The sequence below is a fragment of the Vibrio owensii genome (assembly GCF_002021755.1).
Classification (GTDB): Bacteria; Pseudomonadota; Gammaproteobacteria; order Enterobacterales; family Vibrionaceae; genus Vibrio; species Vibrio owensii.
This window is the reverse complement of the sequence record NZ_CP019959.1, coordinates 507734-529574: the sequence shown is the minus strand read 5'-3', so window position 1 is coordinate 529574 and position 21841 is coordinate 507734. Positions and strand designations below refer to the sequence as shown.

At 45.2% G+C, this 21841-nt stretch carries 22 protein-coding genes, 1 riboswitch and 1 other annotated feature; of the genes, 17 read left to right on the top strand and 5 right to left on the bottom strand.

All coding sequences use genetic code 11. The annotated features are described in order from the left end of the window. Positions 1 to 4 precede the first annotated feature (4 nt). Genes A9237_RS02310 through A9237_RS02285 form a run of 6 tightly spaced genes read left to right on the top strand, consistent with a single transcriptional unit; the run spans position 5 to position 4993 of the window. Positions 5 to 1315: an NAD(P)/FAD-dependent oxidoreductase gene (locus A9237_RS02310; protein WP_009705747.1), complete on the top strand. Its 1311-nt coding sequence runs from the start codon at positions 5 to 7 to the stop codon at positions 1313 to 1315. 1 nt (position 1316) lies between these two features. Next, positions 1317 to 2135, top strand: a complete 819-nt coding sequence (locus tag A9237_RS02305) for a DUF1365 domain-containing protein (protein ID WP_078607517.1) — start codon at positions 1317 to 1319, stop codon at positions 2133 to 2135. Next, positions 2129 to 3385, top strand: coding sequence for an SAM-dependent methyltransferase (locus A9237_RS02300; RefSeq protein WP_078607515.1), 1257 nt, complete (start codon positions 2129 to 2131; stop codon positions 3383 to 3385). The genes A9237_RS02305 and A9237_RS02300 overlap by 7 nt, the downstream gene beginning before the upstream one ends. A gap of 6 nt (positions 3386 to 3391) precedes the next feature. Continuing rightward, the gene (locus tag A9237_RS02295) at positions 3392 to 3904 is read left to right on the top strand and encodes a DUF2878 domain-containing protein (protein WP_078607513.1); all 513 of its coding nucleotides are present in this window, start codon (positions 3392 to 3394) and stop codon (positions 3902 to 3904) included. Then, positions 3864 to 4457 carry a chalcone isomerase family protein gene (locus A9237_RS02290; protein WP_078607511.1) on the top strand — a complete coding sequence of 198 codons (594 nt, stop codon included), beginning with the start codon at positions 3864 to 3866 and terminating at the stop codon, positions 4455 to 4457. The genes A9237_RS02295 and A9237_RS02290 overlap by 41 nt, the downstream gene beginning before the upstream one ends. A gap of 17 nt (positions 4458 to 4474) precedes the next feature. Next, positions 4475 to 4993 (top strand): DUF3833 domain-containing protein, encoded by a 519-nt coding sequence (locus A9237_RS02285; protein WP_078607508.1) that lies wholly within the window; start codon positions 4475 to 4477, stop codon positions 4991 to 4993. A gap of 290 nt (positions 4994 to 5283) precedes the next feature. Here the strand turns inward: A9237_RS02285 and purB are convergent, their stop codons facing one another. The 3 genes from purB to mnmA all read right to left on the bottom strand — a co-directional run bounded on the left by purB (position 5284) and on the right by mnmA (position 8560). Then, positions 5284 to 6654 carry an adenylosuccinate lyase gene (purB, locus tag A9237_RS02280; RefSeq protein ID WP_005378198.1) on the bottom strand — a complete coding sequence of 457 codons (1371 nt, stop codon included), beginning with the start codon at positions 6652 to 6654 and terminating at the stop codon, positions 5284 to 5286. A 153-nt stretch (positions 6655 to 6807) separates the two neighbouring features. After that, a complete protein-coding gene (gene hflD / locus A9237_RS02275) occupies positions 6808 to 7425 on the bottom strand; it encodes a high frequency lysogenization protein HflD (RefSeq protein ID WP_005437207.1) in 618 nt (205 codons plus the stop codon). Positions 7426 to 7435: 10 nt separating this feature from the next. Next, on the bottom strand, positions 7436 to 8560 hold the full coding sequence (gene mnmA / locus A9237_RS02270) for a tRNA 2-thiouridine(34) synthase MnmA (protein WP_005427513.1): 1125 nt from the start codon (positions 8558 to 8560) through the stop codon (positions 7436 to 7438). A gap of 190 nt (positions 8561 to 8750) precedes the next feature. Here mnmA and A9237_RS02265 point away from each other — a divergent pair, with 190 nt between their 5' ends. After that, on the top strand, positions 8751 to 9020 hold the full coding sequence (locus A9237_RS02265; RefSeq protein WP_005437209.1) for a hypothetical protein: 270 nt from the start codon (positions 8751 to 8753) through the stop codon (positions 9018 to 9020). 116 nt (positions 9021 to 9136) lie between these two features. Beyond that, positions 9137 to 10441: an inosine/guanosine kinase gene (locus A9237_RS02260; protein WP_009705753.1), complete on the top strand. Its 1305-nt coding sequence runs from the start codon at positions 9137 to 9139 to the stop codon at positions 10439 to 10441. Positions 10442 to 10576: 135 nt separating this feature from the next. On the opposite strand, the gene A9237_RS02255 is transcribed toward A9237_RS02260, so the two are convergent. After that, positions 10577 to 10984, bottom strand: a complete 408-nt coding sequence (locus A9237_RS02255) for an H-NS family histone-like protein (protein WP_005437211.1) — start codon at positions 10982 to 10984, stop codon at positions 10577 to 10579. Between the two features lie 601 nt (positions 10985 to 11585). Continuing rightward, positions 11586 to 11766, top strand: a riboswitch (Lysine riboswitch). Between the two features lie 109 nt (positions 11767 to 11875). Here A9237_RS02255 and tet(35) point away from each other — a divergent pair. The 9 genes from tet(35) to hisIE all read left to right on the top strand — a co-directional run bounded on the left by tet(35) (position 11876) and on the right by hisIE (position 21019). After that, positions 11876 to 13477, top strand: a complete 1602-nt coding sequence (gene tet(35), locus A9237_RS02250; protein ID WP_078607506.1) for a tetracycline efflux Na+/H+ antiporter family transporter Tet(35) — start codon at positions 11876 to 11878, stop codon at positions 13475 to 13477. A gap of 180 nt (positions 13478 to 13657) precedes the next feature. Continuing rightward, positions 13658 to 13796 (top strand) — a sequence feature (His leader region). A 53-nt stretch (positions 13797 to 13849) separates the two neighbouring features. Continuing rightward, positions 13850 to 14746 carry an ATP phosphoribosyltransferase gene (gene hisG / locus A9237_RS02245; protein WP_020196974.1) on the top strand — a complete coding sequence of 299 codons (897 nt, stop codon included), beginning with the start codon at positions 13850 to 13852 and terminating at the stop codon, positions 14744 to 14746. Between the two features lie 5 nt (positions 14747 to 14751). Next, positions 14752 to 16044, top strand: a complete 1293-nt coding sequence (hisD, locus tag A9237_RS02240; RefSeq protein WP_005437216.1) for a histidinol dehydrogenase — start codon at positions 14752 to 14754, stop codon at positions 16042 to 16044. A gap of 12 nt (positions 16045 to 16056) precedes the next feature. Then, positions 16057 to 17097 carry a histidinol-phosphate transaminase gene (gene hisC / locus A9237_RS02235; RefSeq protein WP_078607504.1) on the top strand — a complete coding sequence of 347 codons (1041 nt, stop codon included), beginning with the start codon at positions 16057 to 16059 and terminating at the stop codon, positions 17095 to 17097. Positions 17098 to 17167: 70 nt separating this feature from the next. Further along, positions 17168 to 18241: a bifunctional histidinol-phosphatase/imidazoleglycerol-phosphate dehydratase HisB gene (gene hisB, locus A9237_RS02230; protein ID WP_005389832.1), complete on the top strand. Its 1074-nt coding sequence runs from the start codon at positions 17168 to 17170 to the stop codon at positions 18239 to 18241. A gap of 26 nt (positions 18242 to 18267) precedes the next feature. Next, the gene (hisH, locus tag A9237_RS02225) at positions 18268 to 18882 is read left to right on the top strand and encodes an imidazole glycerol phosphate synthase subunit HisH (RefSeq protein ID WP_005389830.1); all 615 of its coding nucleotides are present in this window, start codon (positions 18268 to 18270) and stop codon (positions 18880 to 18882) included. Positions 18883 to 18894: 12 nt separating this feature from the next. Continuing rightward, positions 18895 to 19632, top strand: coding sequence for a 1-(5-phosphoribosyl)-5-[(5-phosphoribosylamino)methylideneamino]imidazole-4-carboxamide isomerase (hisA, locus tag A9237_RS02220; protein ID WP_005390889.1), 738 nt, complete (start codon positions 18895 to 18897; stop codon positions 19630 to 19632). Next, complete coding sequence (hisF, locus tag A9237_RS02215; RefSeq protein WP_078607503.1) at positions 19614 to 20387, top strand: imidazole glycerol phosphate synthase subunit HisF; 774 nt, start codon at positions 19614 to 19616, stop codon at positions 20385 to 20387. Before hisA ends, hisF begins: the two co-directional genes overlap by 19 nt. Further along, positions 20384 to 21019, top strand: coding sequence for a bifunctional phosphoribosyl-AMP cyclohydrolase/phosphoribosyl-ATP diphosphatase HisIE (gene hisIE, locus A9237_RS02210; RefSeq protein WP_020196969.1), 636 nt, complete (start codon positions 20384 to 20386; stop codon positions 21017 to 21019). Before hisF ends, hisIE begins: the two co-directional genes overlap by 4 nt. Positions 21020 to 21298: 279 nt before the next feature. Here the strand turns inward: hisIE and A9237_RS02205 are convergent, their stop codons facing one another. Beyond that, on the bottom strand, positions 21299 to 21814 hold the full coding sequence (locus A9237_RS02205; RefSeq protein WP_078607501.1) for a YchJ family protein: 516 nt from the start codon (positions 21812 to 21814) through the stop codon (positions 21299 to 21301). Positions 21815 to 21841: the final 27 nt, after the last annotated feature.

Here is a 21841-nt window from a genome sequence, read left to right as displayed (position 1 = left end):
AAGCATGAACACGGCAGGAAGAAAGAAAATCGCCATCGTTGGAACGGGTATCTCTGGCCTTACTTGTGGCTATTACTTGCACAAAGAACATGACGTAACACTATTTGAAGCGAATGATTACATTGGCGGCCACACTGCAACTGTCGATGTCAGCCTTGATGGCAAAGAATATGCAATCGATACTGGGTTTATCGTATATAACGATCGTACGTACCCAAACTTTATCAAAATGATGAACGAGATTGGCGTTGAAGGTCTGCCGACTCAAATGAGCTTCAGTGTCAGAAACGATGGGAATGGGCTAGAATACAACGGCCATACCGTGTCGACATTGTTTGCTCAAAAACGTAACTGGGCAAACCCTAAGTTCTATCGCTTTATCTTCGAGATCTTGCGTTTTAATAAACTTGCAAAGCGCTTTGCTAACGATCCATCAACGCAATCTCAGACGCTTGGCGCTTTTCTTGATGAGCACAAATTCAGTGCATTCTTTTCTGACAATTATATTCTGCCAATGGGCGCTGCGATTTGGTCATCGACTTTAGCGGATATGCGCGCGTTCCCGCTCATGTTCTTCTTGCGCTTCTTCCTCAACCACGGTCTGTTGGATGTGACTAACCGACCACAATGGTATGTGATTAAAGGTGGTTCACGTTCTTACATTCCACCATTGACTAAAGGTTTCGCCGAGAATATTCGTCTAAACAGCCCTGTAGAAAAAGTGATTCGCAACGAAAAGGGTGTTGGCGTTCAAGTTCTCGGAGAAACACATTGGTTTGATGACGTGATCTTCGCTTGTCACAGCGATCAAGCAATGCGAATGCTAGAGGATATCAGCCCAATCGAGCAGGAAATATTGGGGGATATGACGTACCAAGCTAATGAAGTTGTTCTTCATACCGATACCGGTCTATTGCCAAAACGCAAGGCGGCGTGGGCATCTTGGAACTACTTATTGGAAGGCAGCGAAGACGAGCAACAACGTCTTCCTTCGCTCACTTACAATATGAACATCCTTCAGCACGTTCAATCAGAACATACATTTTGCGTAACGTTGAACAGCACCAATCAAATCAACCCAAATAAAATTTTGCGCTCGTTCACTTATCATCATCCTGTGTTTACTACGGAGTCGATAGCAGCGCAGCAGCGCAAAGACGAAGTTCAAGGTAAACAGAGCACATGGTTCTGCGGCGCTTATTGGTATAACGGTTTCCATGAAGATGGTGTGCGCAGCGCGATTGACGTAGTTAAGGGATTAGAAGAAAAGTATCGCGAACAAAATGTGGTTCCTTTTGAAAAAGGCGCGGCGTGATATGGAGAGCCAGATGAACAGCCGACTGTTTATAGGAAACGTTCGCCACCGTCGATTCATGCCTGTGAATCATGAATTGAACTACTCATTGTTTATGCCTGCCATCGATGTTGATGAGCTTGATGCTTTAGAGAAAAAAGTATGGGGCTTTGGTTCGCGTTGGTGGCATTGGGCACGCTTCAAGCGTAGTGATTACATCGGTGAAGGTAGCGTTAAGTCGGCAGTGCATAACAAAATTGAAGAACTGACGGGTGTTCGCTGTACTGGCAGAGTCGTCGCAGTTTGTCACTTGAGGTATTTAGGGCTGTATTTCAGTCCAGTTAATTTCTACTACGTTTATAACGAGGAAGGTGAATGGAAATACCTCCTAGCAGAGGTGAGTAATACCCCTTGGAATGAACGACATTATTACGCCGTATCGGCAGACAAAGAAGACAAGGAATTTGGTTGGGAGCAAGATAAAGCGTTCCACGTCTCACCATTTAATCCAGTTGACCAACTCTATCGTTGGAAAGTTAAACCTCTGACAGACAAGTTGAACATTCATCTTGAATGTCACAAAGGTGAAAAACACTTCGATGCCACGATGGCAATGAAAGCCAAACCGCTTTCAAGCAAAACCTTATTGAAATGCTTGATCGTTACGCCAATTCAAACGGTAAAAGTAATGGTCGGTATCTATTGGCACGCTCTCAAACTATGGCTTAAAGGCGCGCCGTTTTATTCACATCCTAAATATGCTCAACCTGAGACGACAGAACCTGAGCAAGTGAGTAAAGAAGAAAAGAATAATAAGCACAAGGAGAACTCTGCATGTTAAATACGACTTCTATGGCAATGCCGCGCGAATTAACGACGACTCAAAAAGCGGCGCGTGGAGTTCTTTTCCAGTGCCTGCAAAAAATGGAAATTGGGTGTCTGACGGTGATTGAAAGCTTCAAGACCGAGACGACGGAGCGCAGTGAGCGCTTTTCAACTCCAAACGGGGACTACAATGGCGAACCTGTGGCGGCGACCATTGAAGTGAAGCATCCTGGATTTTACTCGCGTCTATTGCAAGGTGGCAGTATTGCTGCTGGCGAAGCTTACATGGATGGCTGGTGGGACAGTCCAGATTTGACGGCTCTAATGAAGCTGATGGCGCTTAACTTACGTGCGCTCGACAAGCTGGAAGAGCAGGGCAGTTGGCTTACTAAGCTGCTGTACAAGTTCAGCCATTGGTCCAACAGAAACTCTGAAGAGAACTCGCGTAAAAACATCCATGCCCATTACGATTTGGGTAACAACCTTTATGAAGCGTTCCTTGATACCAATATGTTGTACTCGTCAGCGCTTTACAATCATGCGGATGACTCTCTAGAGCAGGCTCAAATCAACAAAATGGATCGTCTATGTCAGCAACTTGAGCTGAAGCCTACTGATCATGTTGTTGAAATTGGCACTGGGTGGGGCGCTATGGCGATTTACATGGCCGAACAATACGGTTGTCAGGTCACCACAACAACGATATCTGAAGAGCAGCACGCGTACGCAGAGCAGAAGATCAAAGAGCGTGGCTTAGAAGACAAAATCACTCTACTGAAAGAAGATTACCGCAACCTAACCGGTACTTACGACAAGCTTGTTTCTATTGAAATGATTGAAGCCGTGGGTAAACAATTCCTGCCTTCGTACATTAAGGTTTGTGAGTCTTTGCTGAGGTCTGGTGGTTTGATGGCGATTCAAGCGATTACGATTGCCGACCAACGTTATGATTACTACAGTAACAACGTCGACTTCATTCAGAAGTACATTTTCCCTGGCGGCTTTTTACCTTCTGTAACCTCACTCACTCAAGCAACAACAAAGTACAGTGACTTAGTGACGCGAGATTTGTTCGATATTGGTTTGGACTACGCCAAGACGCTGAACGAATGGCACCTACGTTTCAATCGAGCAGAGAGTGAAGTGCGCTCATTTGGCTACGATGACCGCTTTGTGCGTATGTGGCGCTACTATTTGAGCTACTGTGAAGGTGGCTTTTTGGCTCGCACGATCAGTGCCGTTCACATGACGTTTCAACGCCCGTAGTTCGTTATGAAGGTATTTCTTGCTTCGACATGGTTCCAACTCTGCTGGTTTGCTGCAGTGCTTGGAACCTATCAATGGCAATGGGTTACGTTATTCCTTACTTTGGCAACCCTACTATATTGTCTAAAAACCGACGCATCTTCGCTCAAAAGTATTGGTGTGATCGTCACGATCGGGCTCGGGCTTGATACGCTCAATCAACAACTCTTTGTTTTTGTCTTTCCAACCCCATGGCTGCCTATCTGGTTATTATGCTTGTGGGTTTTGTTTTCTTGGTATGCCTATCAACTTAAGTCAATTTTGTACCGTTTCCCAAAAATCTACGTATCAATAGTAGGCGGACTCGGAGGAACAGCGAGCTACTTTGCTGGCTATAAACTCCAAGCCGTTGAATTTGGATTTAGCGTTGGCACTACTCTCATGATCTTATTCGTCGAATGGTGCGCAATGATGCTGTTGATACTCAAGGTGTACGGAAATGAAAAGCTTGAAGATAAATTGGAAACGGAAGCTGACTAGCAGTGTAATGGCCGCCTCCTTGTTCTGTGCGGTGCCTTTGCAAGCTCAGAATGTCGCGGGCTCTAGTATCACAACAGACACGAGCAGTTGGCAACAATGGCAGACGGTGGGTGAAGCTCAGCTTACGTGGTTTATTTTTGACATTTACAAGTCTCGTTTAAAAACGCCCGACGGGCAATATCAAGTGTCTGGTGACGTGTCACCACATCCTTTTGCGTTGGAGATTAACTACCAGCGCGATATAAGCAAGGAACAGCTCTTGGATGTTACTGATGAACAATGGCAGAAACTGGGATTTACTCAGGCCTATCGTCAGCAGTGGATTTCCGAATTGAACACGATGTTCCCGGACATCAAGAAAGGCGACGAGCTTACTTACCTCACCGACGGTAAAAACGGTCAGCTAATTTATCGCCAAGCAGGCAGCAAGCCTTACCAGACTATTGGTTATGTTAAGGACGAGCGCCTCAATGATGCATTCCTTTCTATTTGGCTGTCGCCACAAACAGAATTTCCCAAACTTCGTAAACAACTGATAGGGCAGGTAAGGTAGTGAAATTACTAAAACGAATGCTCAAAGCGCCCTTGATTGCGGCGGTAACGTTGCTCAGCGCGTGCTCTGCTGACATTGATAATTACCAAGCGTCATCGCCAGCCTTTGACCTGTTTGGCTATTTCGACGGTGACGTCAAGGCATGGGGAATGGTGCAGGACTACACCGAGAAACAAACTCGTCGATTTGAAGTCGATATCGTTGGCACGGTTGAAGGCAATGAACTGACGCTTGTGGAAGACTTTGTATTTGATGATGGCGAGCTAGACCAGCGTATATGGGTCATTACCAGACTCGAAGACGGTACTTATCAAGGTAAAGCGGACGACATCATCGGTGTTGCCACCGGTAAAGAGATAGGTAATGCGCTGCAATGGCAATATGACTTCGAGTTGAAAATGGATGATTCAACCATAACGGTATCATTCGATGATTGGTTGTACCGCCAAGATGACATGCATGTGTTTAACCTTACCAAGATAAAGAAGTTTGGGGTTGAAGTAGGGACGATTACACTTTTCTTCCAAAGGCAATAGAAATAAAGAATCGTGATTTGGGAGCGCTTCGCTTTAGGAAATGGGAGTGGGGCGTTGAAAGTTTAACGAAGGGAAGTCGAATCTAGAAAGTGTTGATAGCAATCGCCACCTTATCTTTTATCCCTAATCTTAGTGTCCCATAGGGCGAAGCCCGTTCCCATAAAAAGAAAGGGTTGACGCTTTCATGTCAACCCTCACAATTATCCGATTCTCGATTCTCGATTCTCGATTCTCGATTCTCGATTCTCGATTCTCGATTCTCGATTCTCGATTCTCGATTCTCGATTCTCTTACAGCTTATCTGTCAGCTCGATTGCTTGACCGATGTAGTTCGCTGGCGTCATCTCTTTCAGACGTGCTTTCTCGTGCTCAGGAAGCTCAAGGCCGTCGATGAAGTTACGCATTGCTTCGCCGTCTACACGCTTACCACGAGTTAGCTCTTTTAGCTTCTCGTATGGCTTCTCGATGCCGTAACGACGCATTACCGTTTGTACTGGCTCTGCTAGTACTTCCCAGTTCTTGTCTAGTTCAGCAAGAAGCGCTTCACGGTTTACTTCTAGCTTGCTGATGCCTTTAAGCGTAGAAGTGTAAGCGATGATTGCGTAGCCAACACCAACACCAAGGTTACGTAGAACTGTTGAGTCAGTTAGGTCACGTTGCCAGCGAGAGATAGGCAGTTTTTGTGCTAGGTGACCGAATACAGCGTTCGCAAGACCTAGGTTACCTTCTGAGTTTTCAAAGTCGATTGGGTTAACTTTGTGAGGCATTGTTGAAGAACCGATCTCACCAGCAATAGTTTTTTGCTTGAAGTGGCCTAGTGCAATGTAACCCCAAACGTCACGGTCGAAGTCAATCAGGATAGTGTTGAAACGAGCGATAGCGTCGAACAGCTCAGCGATGTAATCGTGTGGTTCGATTTGAGTTGTGTAAGGGTTCCAAGTTACGCCTAGAGACTCAGTGATGAACTCTTCAGAGAACTTGTGCCAATCTAGCTCTGGGTAAGCAGAAAGATGTGCGTTGTAGTTACCTACTGCACCGTTGATTTTCGCTAGGATCTCAACGTTTTCGATTTGCTTGAATTGACGCTCCATACGGTACGCCACGTTTGCCATTTCTTTACCCATAGTAGATGGAGAAGCAGGCTGACCGTGTGTACGAGATAGAAGAGGAATGTCGCGGTATTCCACTGCTAGCGCTTTGATAGCGTCGATTAGGTTACGGATTTCTGGAAGAATCACGTTCTCACGCGCTTCTTTAAGCATTAGAGCGTGTGATGTGTTGTTGATGTCTTCAGAAGTACATGCGAAGTGGAAGAACTCGTTTACTGCGTGCAGTTCAGGAACGTCTGCTACTTTCTCTTTTAGGAAGTACTCAACCGCTTTTACGTCGTGGTTAGTTGTACGCTCGATCTCTTTGATACGGCGTGCATCTTCTTCAGAGAAGTTTGCAGCAAGGTCGTCTAGGAATTGGTTTGCTTCTGCGCTAAACGCTGGCACTTCTGCAATTTCAGCAGTAGCAGCAAGCTTTTGTAGCCAGCGGATTTCAACGATAGTACGGTACTTTAGTAGACCGTATTCACTGAAAATTTCGCGTAACGCAATTGTCTTGCTTCCGTAACGGCCGTCTACTGGTGAAACAGCAGTCAATGCTGACAGTTCCATGATGTTCTCCTGAATTGGGTTTCTAAATTTCGTGAGCTTTATACCAATAACTGTGGCAATTGTCACGAATATTGCGCAAACGTTTGCGCGAGATTTGTTTTGGTCGAAAAAAATGAGCTCGCGATAAACGCGAGCTGCTTACTTGATACCTTATTACATTCGAGCAAGAAGGATTTGTGCTTGCTCTACCATCTTCTTGCGTCCGAAAATCAGGTGGCGACGCTTGCCGCCAACTTGACGCCAGAGTACTGCGCTACGAATACCCGATAACAACAGCGCACGAACTTTGTGCTGGTTAGAGGTTTGTTGCAGTACCGATGGAGTACCAGTTACTTGAATACGAGGACCAATAGGGCTGACTACATCCAAGTAAATGCTTGCTAGGTTGCTGATCATTTGATCATCTAGCAATTCAAAATGTTCCGTTTGACGCTGAGCCATTTGAATGCGGTCACCAAGTTGTGACATTGCATCGTTACGACCCGATAGCTTGCGCTCTAATGCCATTAGGCTGATGATGTAGCGAGTGACTTCACTTCCCGATGGGGTGCTATCAATCCCTTTCACCAAGCATTCAAGACCCAGCTTAAGGTCGGCTTCGCGGCCGAAAACACCAATGGTGTTCGCTGGGCTAGTATTCAAAATGGCGTTAATTGACGTTTCAAAGGCATCTTGATCACAATGTCCGTTTCTCGCTACCTGTTGAACTAAGGCAACAGCTTGGCAGATACCTGCAAAAGCGATAGTACGGTCATAAAGTGTATTCGCCACGTAACGACTCCTAAGCTTGAGAATATTTAATGCGTTGCTCGATGATGCCGCCACCTAGGCACACGTCATCTTTGTAGAACACTGCTGATTGACCTGGAGTTACAGCAATTTGTGGCTCATCAAAGATCACTTTAATGTTTTCATCATCGATAGGGATGATTGTACAAGGAATATCTTCCTGACGGTAACGAGTTTTCACTGTGCACTTCATAACATCGCGAATTGGCTCACGATCTACCCAGTGAAGTTGTGATGCAAGTAGACCTTCTGATTTCAACATTGGATGGTCTTTACCTTGAACGGCAATCAAAACGTTACGCTCTAGGTCTTTCTCACCAACGAACCATGGGTCTTCGTTACCACCGCCACCTTTACGGCCACCGATGTGCAGACCTTTACGCTGACCAAGTGTGTGGTACATCAGGCCTTGATGTTGACCAATCACTTCGCCCTCAGGTGTTTCGATGTTACCTGGTTGAGCTGGAAGGTAGCGACCTAGGAATTCTGTAAACTTGCGTTCACCGATGAAACAAATACCCGTAGAGTCTTTCTTCTTCGCTGTGATTAGATCTTGCTCTTCCGCAATGCGGCGTACTTCTGGCTTTTCTAGATCACCAACAGGGAATAGGCTACGTGCGATTTGCTCGTTGCTTAATGTGTATAGGAAGTAGCTTTGATCTTTGTTGCTATCGAGACCACGTAGCATCTGTGGTTTTTCACCGTTCTCAGGGAAAGAGCGACGCACGTAGTGACCCATTGCAATGTAATCCGCATCAAGCACTTCATCAGCGAACTCTAGGAATGCTTTGAACTTGATTTCTTTGTTACAAAGAATGTCTGGGTTTGGTGTACGACCTGCTTTGTATTCTGCAAGGAAGTACTCAAATACGTTATCCCAGTATTCAGCAGCAAAGTTGATGGTGTGTAGATGAATGCCCAGCTTGTCACATACTGCCTGAGCATCAGCAAGATCTTCTGCTGCTGTACAATACTCTTCGTTGTCATCTTCTTCCCAGTTCTTCATGAACAGGCCTTCTACTTGGTAGCCTTGTTGCTTTAGAAGATACGCAGAAACAGATGAATCAACGCCGCCGGACATACCGACGATGACTTTCTTTTGGCTGTTATCAGACATTACTAAACACCACTAAAATTAACGGGACGCAGATTCTACCAGAATCCACTGACCGGTGACAGATCCGAGATCGAAATCACACTTCGATTTTGGCTTAAATTTATCCAAATGCGAAGGTGAGGGTTAAATTCGATAAGTATAGAAGGGTTATATATGGCATAGTTGGCAAAAATCCAAGAGGAAAAAGCAAATGACTGAAGAAAACCAATTTATGCAAGAAAGTGAGTTGATTGAAATTGTTGAAAATCAGCTAGAAGATGGCAATCCGCTCAAAGTAAAAGAAACCCTGATGCGTTTAATGATGACAGGTACACCACGTGAAGATGCGGTTGCTATGATGGCATGTGCAATGTCGATTGAGATTTTCGACGTGATGAAAAACGAAGGTGAATTCAATCTGAAACGCTACAGCGAGCACCTTGATCAATTACCAGATTTGGGTTTCATGGAAGGCGAATAGGCCGATTGAAAGAAAAAAGCAGACTGCAAACGTTTGCTATAATTGCCTTTATTGCTGCTTTAATAACGGCGGTATAGAATCCGTTCTCCTTTTCATCCCTTACTCAGACTAACAATATGAAATTTCCTGGACAACGCAAATCCAAGCACTATTTTCCTGTTCATGCTCGTGACCCATTGGTGAGCCAAGCACAAGAAAGCAAAAAGATGACGCGCACTCACATCATCGGCATTGATCAAACGCTGGTTGATATTGAAGCGAAAGTGACAACGGATGTGATTGAAAAGTACGGTTTGAGTAAAGGACACTCGTTGGTTATTGATGATGCAACAGCAGAAGCTTTGTACCAACAGCTAAAAGCAGAATGCCTGATTACCAATGAGTATGCAGGTGGTACGATCGGTAATACGCTGCACAACTACTCCGTGTTGGCCGATGACCGTTCAACACTTCTTGGCGTAATGAGCCAAGATATCAAAATCGGCAGCTACGGTTACCGCTACCTATGTAACACATCTAGCCGTATGGACCTGAACTACCTACAAGGCGTTGATGGTGCAATCGGTCGTTGTTTTGCTCTGATTACCGAAGATGGTGAACGTACTTTCGCAATCAGCGAAGGTCAAATGAACCAACTTCACCCAGACAATATCCCCGAGAAGATCTTCAAGAGCGCATCTGCTCTAGTTCTCACTGCATACCTAGTTCGTTGTAAAGAAGGCGACCCAATGCCGGAAGCAACGATGCGCGCTATTGAATACGCGAAGAAGCACGATGTACCAGTGGTATTAACGCTAGGTACTAAATTCGTTATTCAAGATGATCCAACATTCTGGCAAGAATTCATTCGCGACAATGTTTCTGTCGTTGCGATGAACGAAGACGAAGCAGAAGCATTAACGGGCGAGTCTGATCCTCTAGCTGCTTCAGATAAGACGCTTGAGTGGGCTGATCTGGTTCTTTGTACTGCTGGTCCTGTAGGCCTGTTTATGGCGGGTTACACTGAAGAAAGCGCTAAGCGTGAAACTTCATTGCCACTGCTTCCTGGTTCTATTGCTGAATTTAACCGTTTCGAATTTAGCCGTCCTGCTAAGAAAGACTCATGTGAAAATGCAATTAAAGTATATTCACATATCTCTCCATACATGGGTGGCCCTGAAAAAATTAAGAACACCAATGGTGCAGGTGATGCGGCATTGTCTGCGGTTCTTCACGATATGGCAGCAAATAAATACCACAAAGAAAATGTGCCTAACTCAAGTAAGCACAGTAATGAGTATTTAACTTATTCTTCGTTCTCTCAAGTTTGTAAATACGCGAACCGAGCAAGTTACGAAGTGTTAGTGCAGCATTCTCCACGTCTTTCACGTGGTCTTCCTGAGCGTGAAGATAGCTTGGAAGAGGCATACTGGGAACGTTAATTCATTCTGTTGAATTACCCAACTTTGCACATAAGTGAAAAAATGGCGCATTTCGAATGCGCCATTTTTGTATCTATTTATAGATAAATAAAAAGGTTCCCATTGGGAACCTTTTTAAAATTCATAAATCTTTTATTAGATTAGGAAATCGTCTAGAGATTTACCTGCATCAAGTTGCTCTTGGATTGCAGAAGGTGTACGACCTTGACCTGTCCAAGTTTTTTCTTCGCCGCTAACGTCAGTGTATTTGTATTTAGCAGGGCGAGGAGCGCGTTTAGATTTTGCTTTAGTTTTTGTTTCACCAGCAAGTGCGCTAATTAGTGCTTCAACGTCGATACCGTCTTGAGCGATTTGCTCAGCGATAGCAGCTAGTTTTGCTTCTTGCTCAGCTTGTGCTGCGCGGTCTGCTTCTTCTGCTTCTTTACGCTCTTCAACAACGATAGTTAGTTTATCTAGAGCTTCTTCTAACTGTTCTAGAGTCAGCTCACGAGAAAATGCACGAAGGCTACGGATATTTAGAAGTGTTTTAGTCAGCTCTGACATAACGATTCCTATTAATAGGTTAAAAGGTTCGACATTGCTTATCGAGACGATAAATTAAATGCGAAACTAGAATTAAAACATAGAGTCCTTATATTTAACTTTATCTTTCTCATATGTGCAAATGCTAATTCATGATTTAGATTAAATTTCTTTAGTTTTTTCGGTAATCAACAATATTAATTAATCAAATTGAAATCTAATTAGCCATTTCTAACACTTTTTACTTTATAGATACTGTCTTTTTCTCGATCACCATCATGTTTATTTATAGCTTGAATTAAATTTCCATTTTTCTGACAGAAAAGGACGAGCTATCGAATGTTCGTATCGTCATATTTCTTTCATTTATTGTTGCACGTAAAACTATGGCGAATTTAATAGTAGTAATAAAGTTTCATAAACATCAAGGTTGAAGCGATTGCAGTTGCACAATGTATGATTGGATCACATTTCATTTATAAATCAAAAGCTCGATTATTTATTCATTTAATTTAGTTTGATGTGTTGCATTGGGAGGCTTCATAGGTACAATGACTGTCACCTGATGCAATATTGCAGACAATTTGTTGCTAATTTGTACAATTAGCAGTTAAAAGTTTGTTATTGCCGTAGAGGTGCAGTCTCGAAGAGTAGCTATTATTGGGGTGATGCCAATGAATAATAGTGGAAGGCGAAGATTGCCGAAGTAAGTGGCCTATCGAAACCACTTGCTGGGGTTGTCTCTGAAAGGAACAACACTGCCATAGTATATTTACATTAAACTATGGAGCGCTACTGTAGGGTTGGGTGAAGTGTTCGCTTCCCTGTCGCTAAGTTCAACATGAGCACGTATCGTATGCTACGTGACTTGTCTGCAGTAGATCTCTAGCCAAACTTTGGTTTTTGAAGATCATGAATTTAATAGATTTTGCACATTCTCCTGTTTCGTTATTACCGCCTATTGTCGCGCTGACGCTGGCGATTCTAACTCGACGTGTTTTAGTTTCTCTTGGTGTAGGTATCGTACTTGGTGCGGTTCTACTTAACGATTGGTCTATCGGTAACACGGTAGGTTATGTAAGTTCTCAAGTTTCTTCTGTCTTTATTGAAGACGGTGGTATCAACACTTGGAACATGAGTATTGTTGGCTTCCTTATCCTATTGGGAATGACCACTGCGCTGTTAACACTTTCTGGTGGTACTCGAGCTTTCGCTGAGTGGGCGCAAACACGAGTGAAAAGTAAACGCGGCTCTAAACTTCTTGCAGCCTTCCTTGGCGTGTTCATTTTTGTCGACGATTACTTTAACAGTCTTGCTGTTGGTGCGATCTCTCGCCCAGTGACTGACCGTTTCTATGTGTCTCGCGCTAAACTTGCGTACATCCTTGACTCAACCGCTGCACCAATGTGTGTGATCATGCCTGCTTCTAGTTGGGGTGCTTACATCATTACTATTATCGGCGGCATCTTGGTGTCACACGGTATCACTGAGTACTCTGCTCTTGGTGCTTACGTTCGTCTTATTCCTATGAACTTCTACGCGGTATTTGCTCTACTAATGGTATTTGCAGTGGCGTGGTTTGGTCTAGACATTGGTAAGATGCGTGAGCACGAAATCGCAGCTTCTCAAGGTCGCGGTTTTGACAAAGATAAAGAAAACGATACTCAAGAAGCGCATGAGCTTAACGAAGAGCTAGATATCCGTGAAAGCGAGAAGGGCAAGGTATCTGACTTAGTACTTCCAATTGTTACGCTTATCATTGCTACGATCGCTTCGATGCTTTACACCGGTGGTCAAGCACTAGCAGCAGATGGTAAAGAATTTGCGCTTCTAGGTGCGTTTGAGAACACAGATGTTGGTACTTCTCTTATTTACGGTAGTTTGCTTGGTCTTGCAGTGGCATTGTTCACTGTAATTAAGCAAGGCATACCAATGGTAGAGATTGCACGTACGCTTTGGATTGGTGCTAAATCAATGTTTGGTGCAATCCTAATCCTAGTGTTTGCTTGGACTATCGGTTCTGTTATCGGTGACATGAAGACAGGTTCTTACCTATCTACAATGGCACAAGGCAACATTAACCCACACTGGCTACCAGTTATCCTATTCTTGTTATCTGGCCTAATGGCGTTCTCAACAGGTACTTCATGGGGTACGTTCGGCATCATGCTACCAATCGCGGGTGACATGGCTGGCGCAACAGACGTAGCGCTAATGCTACCGATGCTAAGTGCGGTTCTTGCTGGTGCGGTATTCGGTGACCACTGTTCACCAATCTCAGATACGACGATCTTGTCATCGACTGGTGCACGTTGTAACCACATCGATCACGTATCAACACAGTTACCTTATGCATTATCAGTCGCGCTTGTTTCATGCGTGGGCTTTATTGCTCTTGGTATGACAGCTTCAATTGCGTTCTCTTTCATCGCAGCGTCGATTACATTCGTTATCGTTTGCGCGATTTTGTCATGGCTTTCAAAGTCAAAAATGGCATCTTGCCAGAGTGCGTAATTCACTGAATTAAAAAGTAAAATTATAGGAGGCTTCGGCCTCCTTTTTTATTTGTATTATACAATTCGATTTTTTTTAAAATTAAGGGTTGAAAAAAGTAATCAGCTTAGTTAGTGTGGTTACTAACAAAGCAAATGAGAAGAGCCTTGAAATAAGTATGCGTAATTTTGTAATGAACATTCATCACCATCATCACCCAATTTAGTCTTTCGGGAGATGCACGCATACCCGGGAGATAGGAAACTCCCGGAGGTGAAAATCAAAGTGAAAACAGATTTCAAACCCTCGGGAGACCAAAATCTCTCGAGGGTTTTTTAGTTTTACTGGTTTATAAAATATTTAAATTACCGAATCTGGCACAGGGATAAAGCAATGCAAACACAACGCTTAAGAATTGCAATTCAGAAAAAAGGTCGTCTTAGTAAAGAGAGCCAAGCTCTACTTAAAAAATGCGGCGTGAAATTCAACGTGATGGGTGAGCGCTTAGTTGTTCATTCTGAAAATATGCCAATTGATTTACTTTTGGTTCGTGACGACGATATTCCTGGTCTAATTATGGATGGCGTTGTTGACCTTGGCTTTATTGGTGAAAATGAACTTGAAGAAGTTCGCCTTGATCGTAAGGCGCTTGGCGAGCCATGTGAATTTGTTCCACTTCGCCGTCTAGATTTCGGTGGCTGCCGTTTGTCTATCGCAATCAATAAAGACGAAGAGTACAACGGTCCTCAAGATCTAGCGGGCAAACGTATCGCAACCACATACCCGCAACTGCTAAAAGCTTACATGGATGAAGCGGGCGTTCCTTTCTCAACATGTATGCTGACAGGCTCTGTAGAAGTAGCACCTCGCGCTGGTCTTGCTGATGCGATCGCTGACTTAGTCTCTACTGGTGCGACGTTGGAAGCGAACGGTCTTAAAGAAGCAGAAATCATCTTCAAATCAAAAGCGACACTGATTCAACGCACCGGCGAATTTGATGCAGATAAAGTCGCGCTAATCGAAAAACTTCTGACTCGTATGCAAGGCGTACAACAAGCGAAAGAGTCTAAGTACATCATGCTACATGCACCAGCTGAGAAGCTAGACCAAATCAAAGCATTGCTTCCTGGCGCAGAAGACCCAACGGTATTACCTCTATCTGCTGACAAGCAAAAAGTTGCGGTTCATTTGGTAAGTACTGAAAACCTGTTCTGGGAAACCATGGAACAGCTAAAGGAACTGGGTGCGAGCTCAATTCTGGTACTACCAATTGAAAAAATGATGGAGTAATCGCAATGAGAACAGTTGTATGGCAATCGCTGAGTGAAACTCAACAAGACTCGATTCTAGAACGTCCGGCAATCGCAGAAGGCGCAAACATCACTGCTGCGGTTTCAGAAGTAATCGCAAAAGTTCGCAAAGAAGGTGATGCTGCATTATTGGAGCTGACTGAGAAGTTTGACCGTGTGAAGCCGGAATCCATTCGTGTATCAGCGCAAGAAATCGATGAAGCATCTGCTCGCCTTTCTGAGAAGATGAAAGGTGCGCTTGAGCAAGCTTATGCAAACATCTCGAAGTTTCACAAAGCACAAAAGCCACAACCAATTAAAGTAGAAACTCAGCCGGGCGTTCTTTGTGAGCAGGTAACGCGCCCAATTCAAAAAGTGGGTTTGTACATTCCTGGCGGTAGTGCGCCATTGCCTTCGACTGTTCTAATGCTAGGCGTTCCTGCAAAAATTGCGGGTTGTCGTAAAGTGGTGCTTTGTTCTCCACCGCCAATCGCTGACGAGATTCTGTACGTAGCGAAACTGTGCGGTATTGATGAAGTGTATAACGTCGGCGGTGGCCAAGCGGTTGCTGCAATGGCTTACGGCACAGAGACTGTATCTAAAGTTGATAAGATCTTTGGTCCAGGTAACGCTTATGTGACAGAAGCAAAACGTCAGGTTAGCAATGATTTCCGCGGTGCTGCGATTGATATGCCTGCAGGGCCGTCTGAAGTGCTTGTGATTGCCGATGAAACCGCAGATGCAGACTTTATCGCTGCGGATCTTTTGAGCCAAGCAGAGCACGGTCCTGATTCTCAAGTGGTACTTGTGACTCCTTCTCCTGTTATTGCTGATCAAGTGACGGATGCGGTTCAACGTCAGCTTAAGGAGCTATCTCGTGCGGACATCGCCGAGCAAGCATTGGCTTCAAGCTTGATCATCATTGCCGAGTCTCTTACTCAATCGGTTTCCATTTCGAATTACTACGGTCCTGAGCACTTAATTGTTCAGACTAAGAACCCACGCGAGCTTCTACCTCTATTAGATAACGCAGGTTCTATCTTCCTTGGTGATTGGTCGCCTGAATCAGCAGGTGATTACGCATCGGGCACCAACCACGTTCTTCCTACTTATGGTTACACACGCACGTATTCAAGCTTAGGTTTGGCCGATTTCTCCAAGCGTATGACGGTTCAAGAACTGTCTGCTGATGGCCTAAAGAACCTTGCACCAACTGTGGTAACCATGGCGGAAGCAGAAGGTCTGGATGCGCACAAACGTGCAGTGACCATTCGCGTAGAAAAACTGGCAGCTAAGTAAGAGGATATTGAGATGGAAAAGCTAGCGCGCAAACAAGTCCAACAACTTACCCCTTATATGTCGGCTCGTCGAATTGGTGGTACAGGTGACGTATGGCTGAACGCCAACGAATCACCATTCAATAATGAATACAAAACAGACTTTGCTCGTCTTAATCGTTACAGCGAATGCCAACCGAAAGAACTGATTTCCGCTTACGCAGCGTATGCGGGTGTGAAACCAGAACAAACGCTGACTTCTCGCGGTGCAGATGAAGGCATTGAACTATTGATCCGCGCTTTCTGTGAGCCGGGTGAAGATGCGATTCTTTACTGCCCACCGACTTACGGTATGTACGCCATCAGTGCAGAAACCATCGGTGTAGAGCGCAAAACCGTGCCGCTAACGTCAGATTGGCAACTAGACCTTGCAGGCATCGAAGCCAATCTGGATAACGTGAAACTGGTTTTTGTATGTTCGCCAAACAACCCAACAGGTAACTTGGTTAAGCGTGAGGACATTGTGTCTCTGCTTGAGATGACAAAAGACCGTGCAATCGTGGTGATGGATGAAGCGTACATCGATTTTTGTCCAGAAGCGTCAACGGTAGACCTACTGGCGCAATACCCGAATCTTGCGATTTTGCGTACTCTGTCGAAAGCTTTCGCGCTTGCTGGTCTGCGTTGTGGATTTACGCTTGCGAACGAAGAGCTGATTAATGTACTTCTTAAAGTTATCGCACCTTACCCAGTCCCGGTTCCAGTGGCAGAAATTGCGACTCAGGCGCTTTCGGAAGCTGGTTTAGCGCGAGCGAAGTTCCAAGTTCTTGATCTGAATGCAAACCGTGCTTACTTGCAAGTTGGCCTTTCAATGATTCCGGGTTTGGAAGTGTTTGAAGGGTGGGGGAACTACCTATTGGTGAAATTCCCAGATGGCGATGATCTTTTCAAAGCGGCTTGGGATACGGGCATTATTTTGCGTAACTCGCCAATTGAGAACTGTGTACGTATCAGTGTTGGTAACCGCGACGAGTGTGAAAAAACGCTTGGATTTATTAGAAACTACTTCGCATAAGTAGAGACAAATTAATCGCTCTCGCTCAATAGCGGGAGCGCCAAAAGAATAGCAATAAGGAAGTTCCCGAGTGAGCAAACAACAAAAAATCCTTTTTATTGATCGTGATGGCACCTTAATTGTTGAGCCGCCGATTGATTTTCAAGTAGACCGTTTAGACAAACTAAAGCTAGAGCCATTTGTTATCCCAAGCCTGTTGTCGTTGCAGGATGCAGGATACCGTTTAGTGATGGTCACGAACCAAGATGGTTTGGGTACCGACAGCTACCCACAAGCTGATTTTGATGCACCACACAACATGATGATGGAGATCTTTGAGTCTCAAGGTGTGAAGTTTGATGACGTGCTGATTTGTCCTCACTTCGATGAAGATAACTGCTCTTGCCGTAAGCCTAAACTGGGCTTGGTAAAAGAGTACCTTCAAGGTGGCAAAGTGGATTTCCAAAACTCCGTTGTGATTGGCGATCGTCAAACCGATCTTCAACTTGCAGAAAACATGGCAATTCGTGGCATTCAATACAACCCAGAAACCATGGGTTGGAAACAGATCCTAAAAGATCTGACGGTGAAGGCACGCGTTGCTGAAGTGGTTCGCACCACAAAAGAAACAGACATCAAAGTATTCGTTAATCTTGATGAGCAAGGCGGTAACGATATTTCTACAGGTCTTGGCTTCTTTGACCACATGTTGGATCAAATTGCGACGCACGGTGGATTCCAAATGGTGTGCAAAGTGGAAGGTGACCTGCACATTGATGATCACCACACGGTAGAAGATACCGCTCTTGCGTTGGGTCAAGCGTTGAAAGAAGCACTGGGTGACAAGCGTGGTATTGGTCGCTTTGGCTTTAGCCTTCCAATGGATGAGTGTTTGGCACAATGCGCACTAGACCTATCTGGTCGTCCTTACCTTAAGTTCGACGCGCAATTCAGCCGTGAGCAAGTGGGTGATCTTTCAACAGAGATGGTAGTTCACTTCTTCCGATCTCTGACTGACACCCTAGCGTGTACGCTGCACCTGTCTTCTGCGGGCAACAATGATCACCACATCATTGAAAGCTTGTTTAAAGCGTTTGGTCGTACTTTGCGCCAAGCAATTAAAGTAGAAGGCACTGAGCTACCAAGTAGTAAAGGCGTGCTTTAAGGCTAACCTTAGCAAGGAGAAAAACAGTGACAGAACAGAAAGTTGTCATTATCGATACTGGCTGTGCCAACGTCTCTTCGGTGAAGTTTGCTATTGAACGCCTAGGCTATGACGTAACTATTTCAAAAGATCCGCAAGTCGTATTGTCGGCAGATAAGCTATTCCTACCGGGTGTGGGAACCGCCAGCGAAGCGATGAAGAACCTAGAAGAACGCGATCTTATCAGCTTGGTAAAACAGGTAGAAAAGCCGTTGTTAGGTATCTGTTTAGGTATGCAACTGTTGGGCAAAGTGTCTCAAGAGAAAGGGCAGAAAGCCGACGAGTTGGTTGAGTGTCTTGGGCTTTGTGATGGCGAAGTGAAGCTACTACAAACAGGCGATTTGCCGCTGCCGCACATGGGTTGGAATACAGTGTCTGCAAAAGCAGGTAATCCACTTTTCAAAGGTATTGAAGAAGGTGAGTACTTCTACTTCGTGCACAGCTTTGCAATGCCTGTTGGGGATTACACGATTGCGGAATGCGAGTACGGCAACCCGTTCACAGCAGCAGTACAAAGCGGTAACTACTACGGCGTGCAATTCCACCCTGAGCGTTCTTCAAAAGCGGGCGCGAAGCTTATTCAAAACTTCTTAGAATTATAAAAGGGATTTAGTGTGATTATTCCAGCTCTTGATTTAATTGAAGGACAGGTGGTTCGCCTTTATCAAGGTGATTATGGCCAAGTAACCGAGTACAAAGTCGACCCAGCAGAGCAGTTCAACTTGTACCACCAAGCGGGTGCTAACTGGCTGCACTTGGTGGATTTAACTGGCGCGAAAGACACGACAGCACGCCAGCTTGATTTGATTGCAAAGCTACTAGCAAGCACGCCAGCGAACATCCAAATCGGTGGCGGCGTACGTACAGAGCAAGACGTGATTGACCTGCTAGAAGCGGGTGCTCAGCGTGTTGTTGTTGGTTCTACAGCAGTAAAACAGCCAGAGCTTGTGAAAGGTTGGATGGAAAAATACGGCGCAGAGAAAATCGTTCTCGCGCTAGACATCAACATCGATCAAGACGGCACGCGTAAAGTGGCGATCTCTGGTTGGCAAGAAGACTCAGGCGTGACTATCGAAGCTCTGATCAACGATTACCTAACGGTAGGTTTGCAGCACGTGCTTTGTACGGACATTTCTCGTGACGGTACGCTAGAAGGCTCAAACGTAGAGCTTTACGTTGACCTATGCAAACAGTACCCACAAGTGCAGTTTCAATCTTCAGGTGGCATTGGCTCATTAGCAGATATCGAAGCGCTAAAAGGCAGCGGTGTGGCTGGTGTGATTGTTGGTCGTGCACTGTTAGATGGTAAATTCACAGCAGAGGAGGCGTTTGCATGCTGGCAAAGCGAATAATTCCATGTCTTGATGTTCGTGATGGACAAGTGGTAAAGGGCGTTCAGTTCCGTAATCACGAGATCATTGGCGACATCGTTCCTCTGGCACAGCGTTATGCGGAAGAGGGCGCTGACGAGCTTGTGTTCTACGATATTACCGCTTCAAGTGATGGTCGTGTCGTAGATAAAAGTTGGGTCGCTCGCGTTGCAGAAGTGATTGATATTCCTTTCTGTGTCGCTGGTGGTATTAAATCAGCGGAAGATGCAGCGCGCATTCTTGAGTTTGGTGCAGACAAAGTGTCTATCAACTCACCTGCATTGGCGAACCCGCAACTGATTACTGACCTTGCTGATAAGTTTGGTGTGCAATGTATCGTCGTTGGTATCGATTCATACTACGACAAAAAGACAGGTAAGTATCAGGTTTACCAGTTTACTGGTGATGAAGAACGCACCAAAGCAACTCAATGGGAAACGCGTGATTGGGTGCAAGAAGTACAAAAACGCGGCGCTGGTGAAATTGTACTGAACATGATGAACCAAGACGGCGTGCGTAACGGCTACGATATTGAACAACTTAATATGGTGCGTGAAGTGTGTAACGTGCCATTGATTGCATCGGGTGGTGCAGGTGCCATGGAGCACTTCGCAGAAGCCTACCAAAAAGCAAATGTGGATGGCGCGCTTGCCGCATCGGTATTCCACAAGCAAGTCATCAATATTGGTGAACTAAAGCAGTATTTGAAACAACAAGGCATTGAGGTACGACTATGAGTGTGAAAGCCGCCGAAGTAAGTTCGCTAGCTGAGCGAATCAACTGGGAAAAGGTGGATGGTCTGGTACCTGCCATCGTACAAGATTTCCAATCAAGCCAAGTGCTGATGATGGGTTACATGAACCAAGATGCGTTGGCAAAAACGGGTGAAACAGGTCAAGTGACGTTCTTCTCTCGTACCAAGCAACGTCTTTGGACGAAAGGTGAGACATCCGGCAACGTATTGCAACTAGTGAACATGCAGCTCGATTGCGACAACGATACGCTACTGGTGAAAGTGAATCCCATTGGCCCTACGTGTCACTTGGGTAACACAACTTGCTGGGATGTGGACCCTCAAGAGGAGTCACAAATGGTGTGGCTTCATCAACTTGAGCAGCTATTGGCTGCCCGCAAGAGTGCCGACCCAGATTCCTCTTATACTGCCAGTCTTTATGCCCGTGGCACCAAGCGTATTTCGCAAAAAGTGGGCGAAGAAGGCGTTGAAGTCGCGCTTGCGGCGACGTCGGGTGATAAGGCGGAGCTAGTGTGTGAATCAGCAGACTTGGTTTACCACTTGCTGGTATTGCTTCAAGACCAAGGCTTATCGATGAATGACGTAGTGAATAAACTGAAAGAGCGTCATAAATAAACCTGCTATAGATAAATGAAAGCCCCTATGCTCTCGAGCCTAGGGGCTTTTTTACTTTAGTGTTCTTGATTCGGGGGAAAACCCGGCAACAGTGCTAGTAGCGATTAGACTCTGAATCACACTCGTTCCTCGCTGTTCAGAATGACGGTATATTTTCTAATGGCGCTGCAGTAGAGTTATTTACTTCAAATAGACACATATATTCACGTCATTCCGACGAGTCTAAGCGAGATCAGGAATCTGATTAAAGCGAGCTCAATAAGCTAAGCGTGGATGATCTTACCCACAACACTTCTTAAATTTCTTACCGCTTCCACAGATACACGGGTCGTTGCGACCGACCTTTAGACTGCTTACTGGTTGGTTCAAACGCGGATCTTGTACTGGTTCATCTTCTGGCTCTTCTTCAGGAAATGTACCGTCAATGTAGTACCAAAGCCCATCTTCTTTCACGAAACGAGAACGCTCGGTCATGCAGTAGCGTTTGCCGTCTTCATCAAAGTAAGCGTTGAATTCAACAAAACCTTCATTCTCGTTGCTGCTCGCTTCCGCTTTTACTACCTCAAGCTTGCACCAATCGCTGTCGATGGATTGGGCAATGCCTTCACGTTGCTCTTCTGCATTACAGCTTGGGTGGTACGTGTTTACCACGTAATCCACTAGACCTAACACATGCGCACTGTAACGAGAGCGCATTAGCTGCTCCGGAGTGGTGACGTCAGCGTGGTTATTGTGGGCAATTTCACAACACTGTTGGTAGGTGCGGTTAGAGCCGCAAGGACAAGAAGAAACCATAAAATGAAATCTCGATTAATTAAGCGG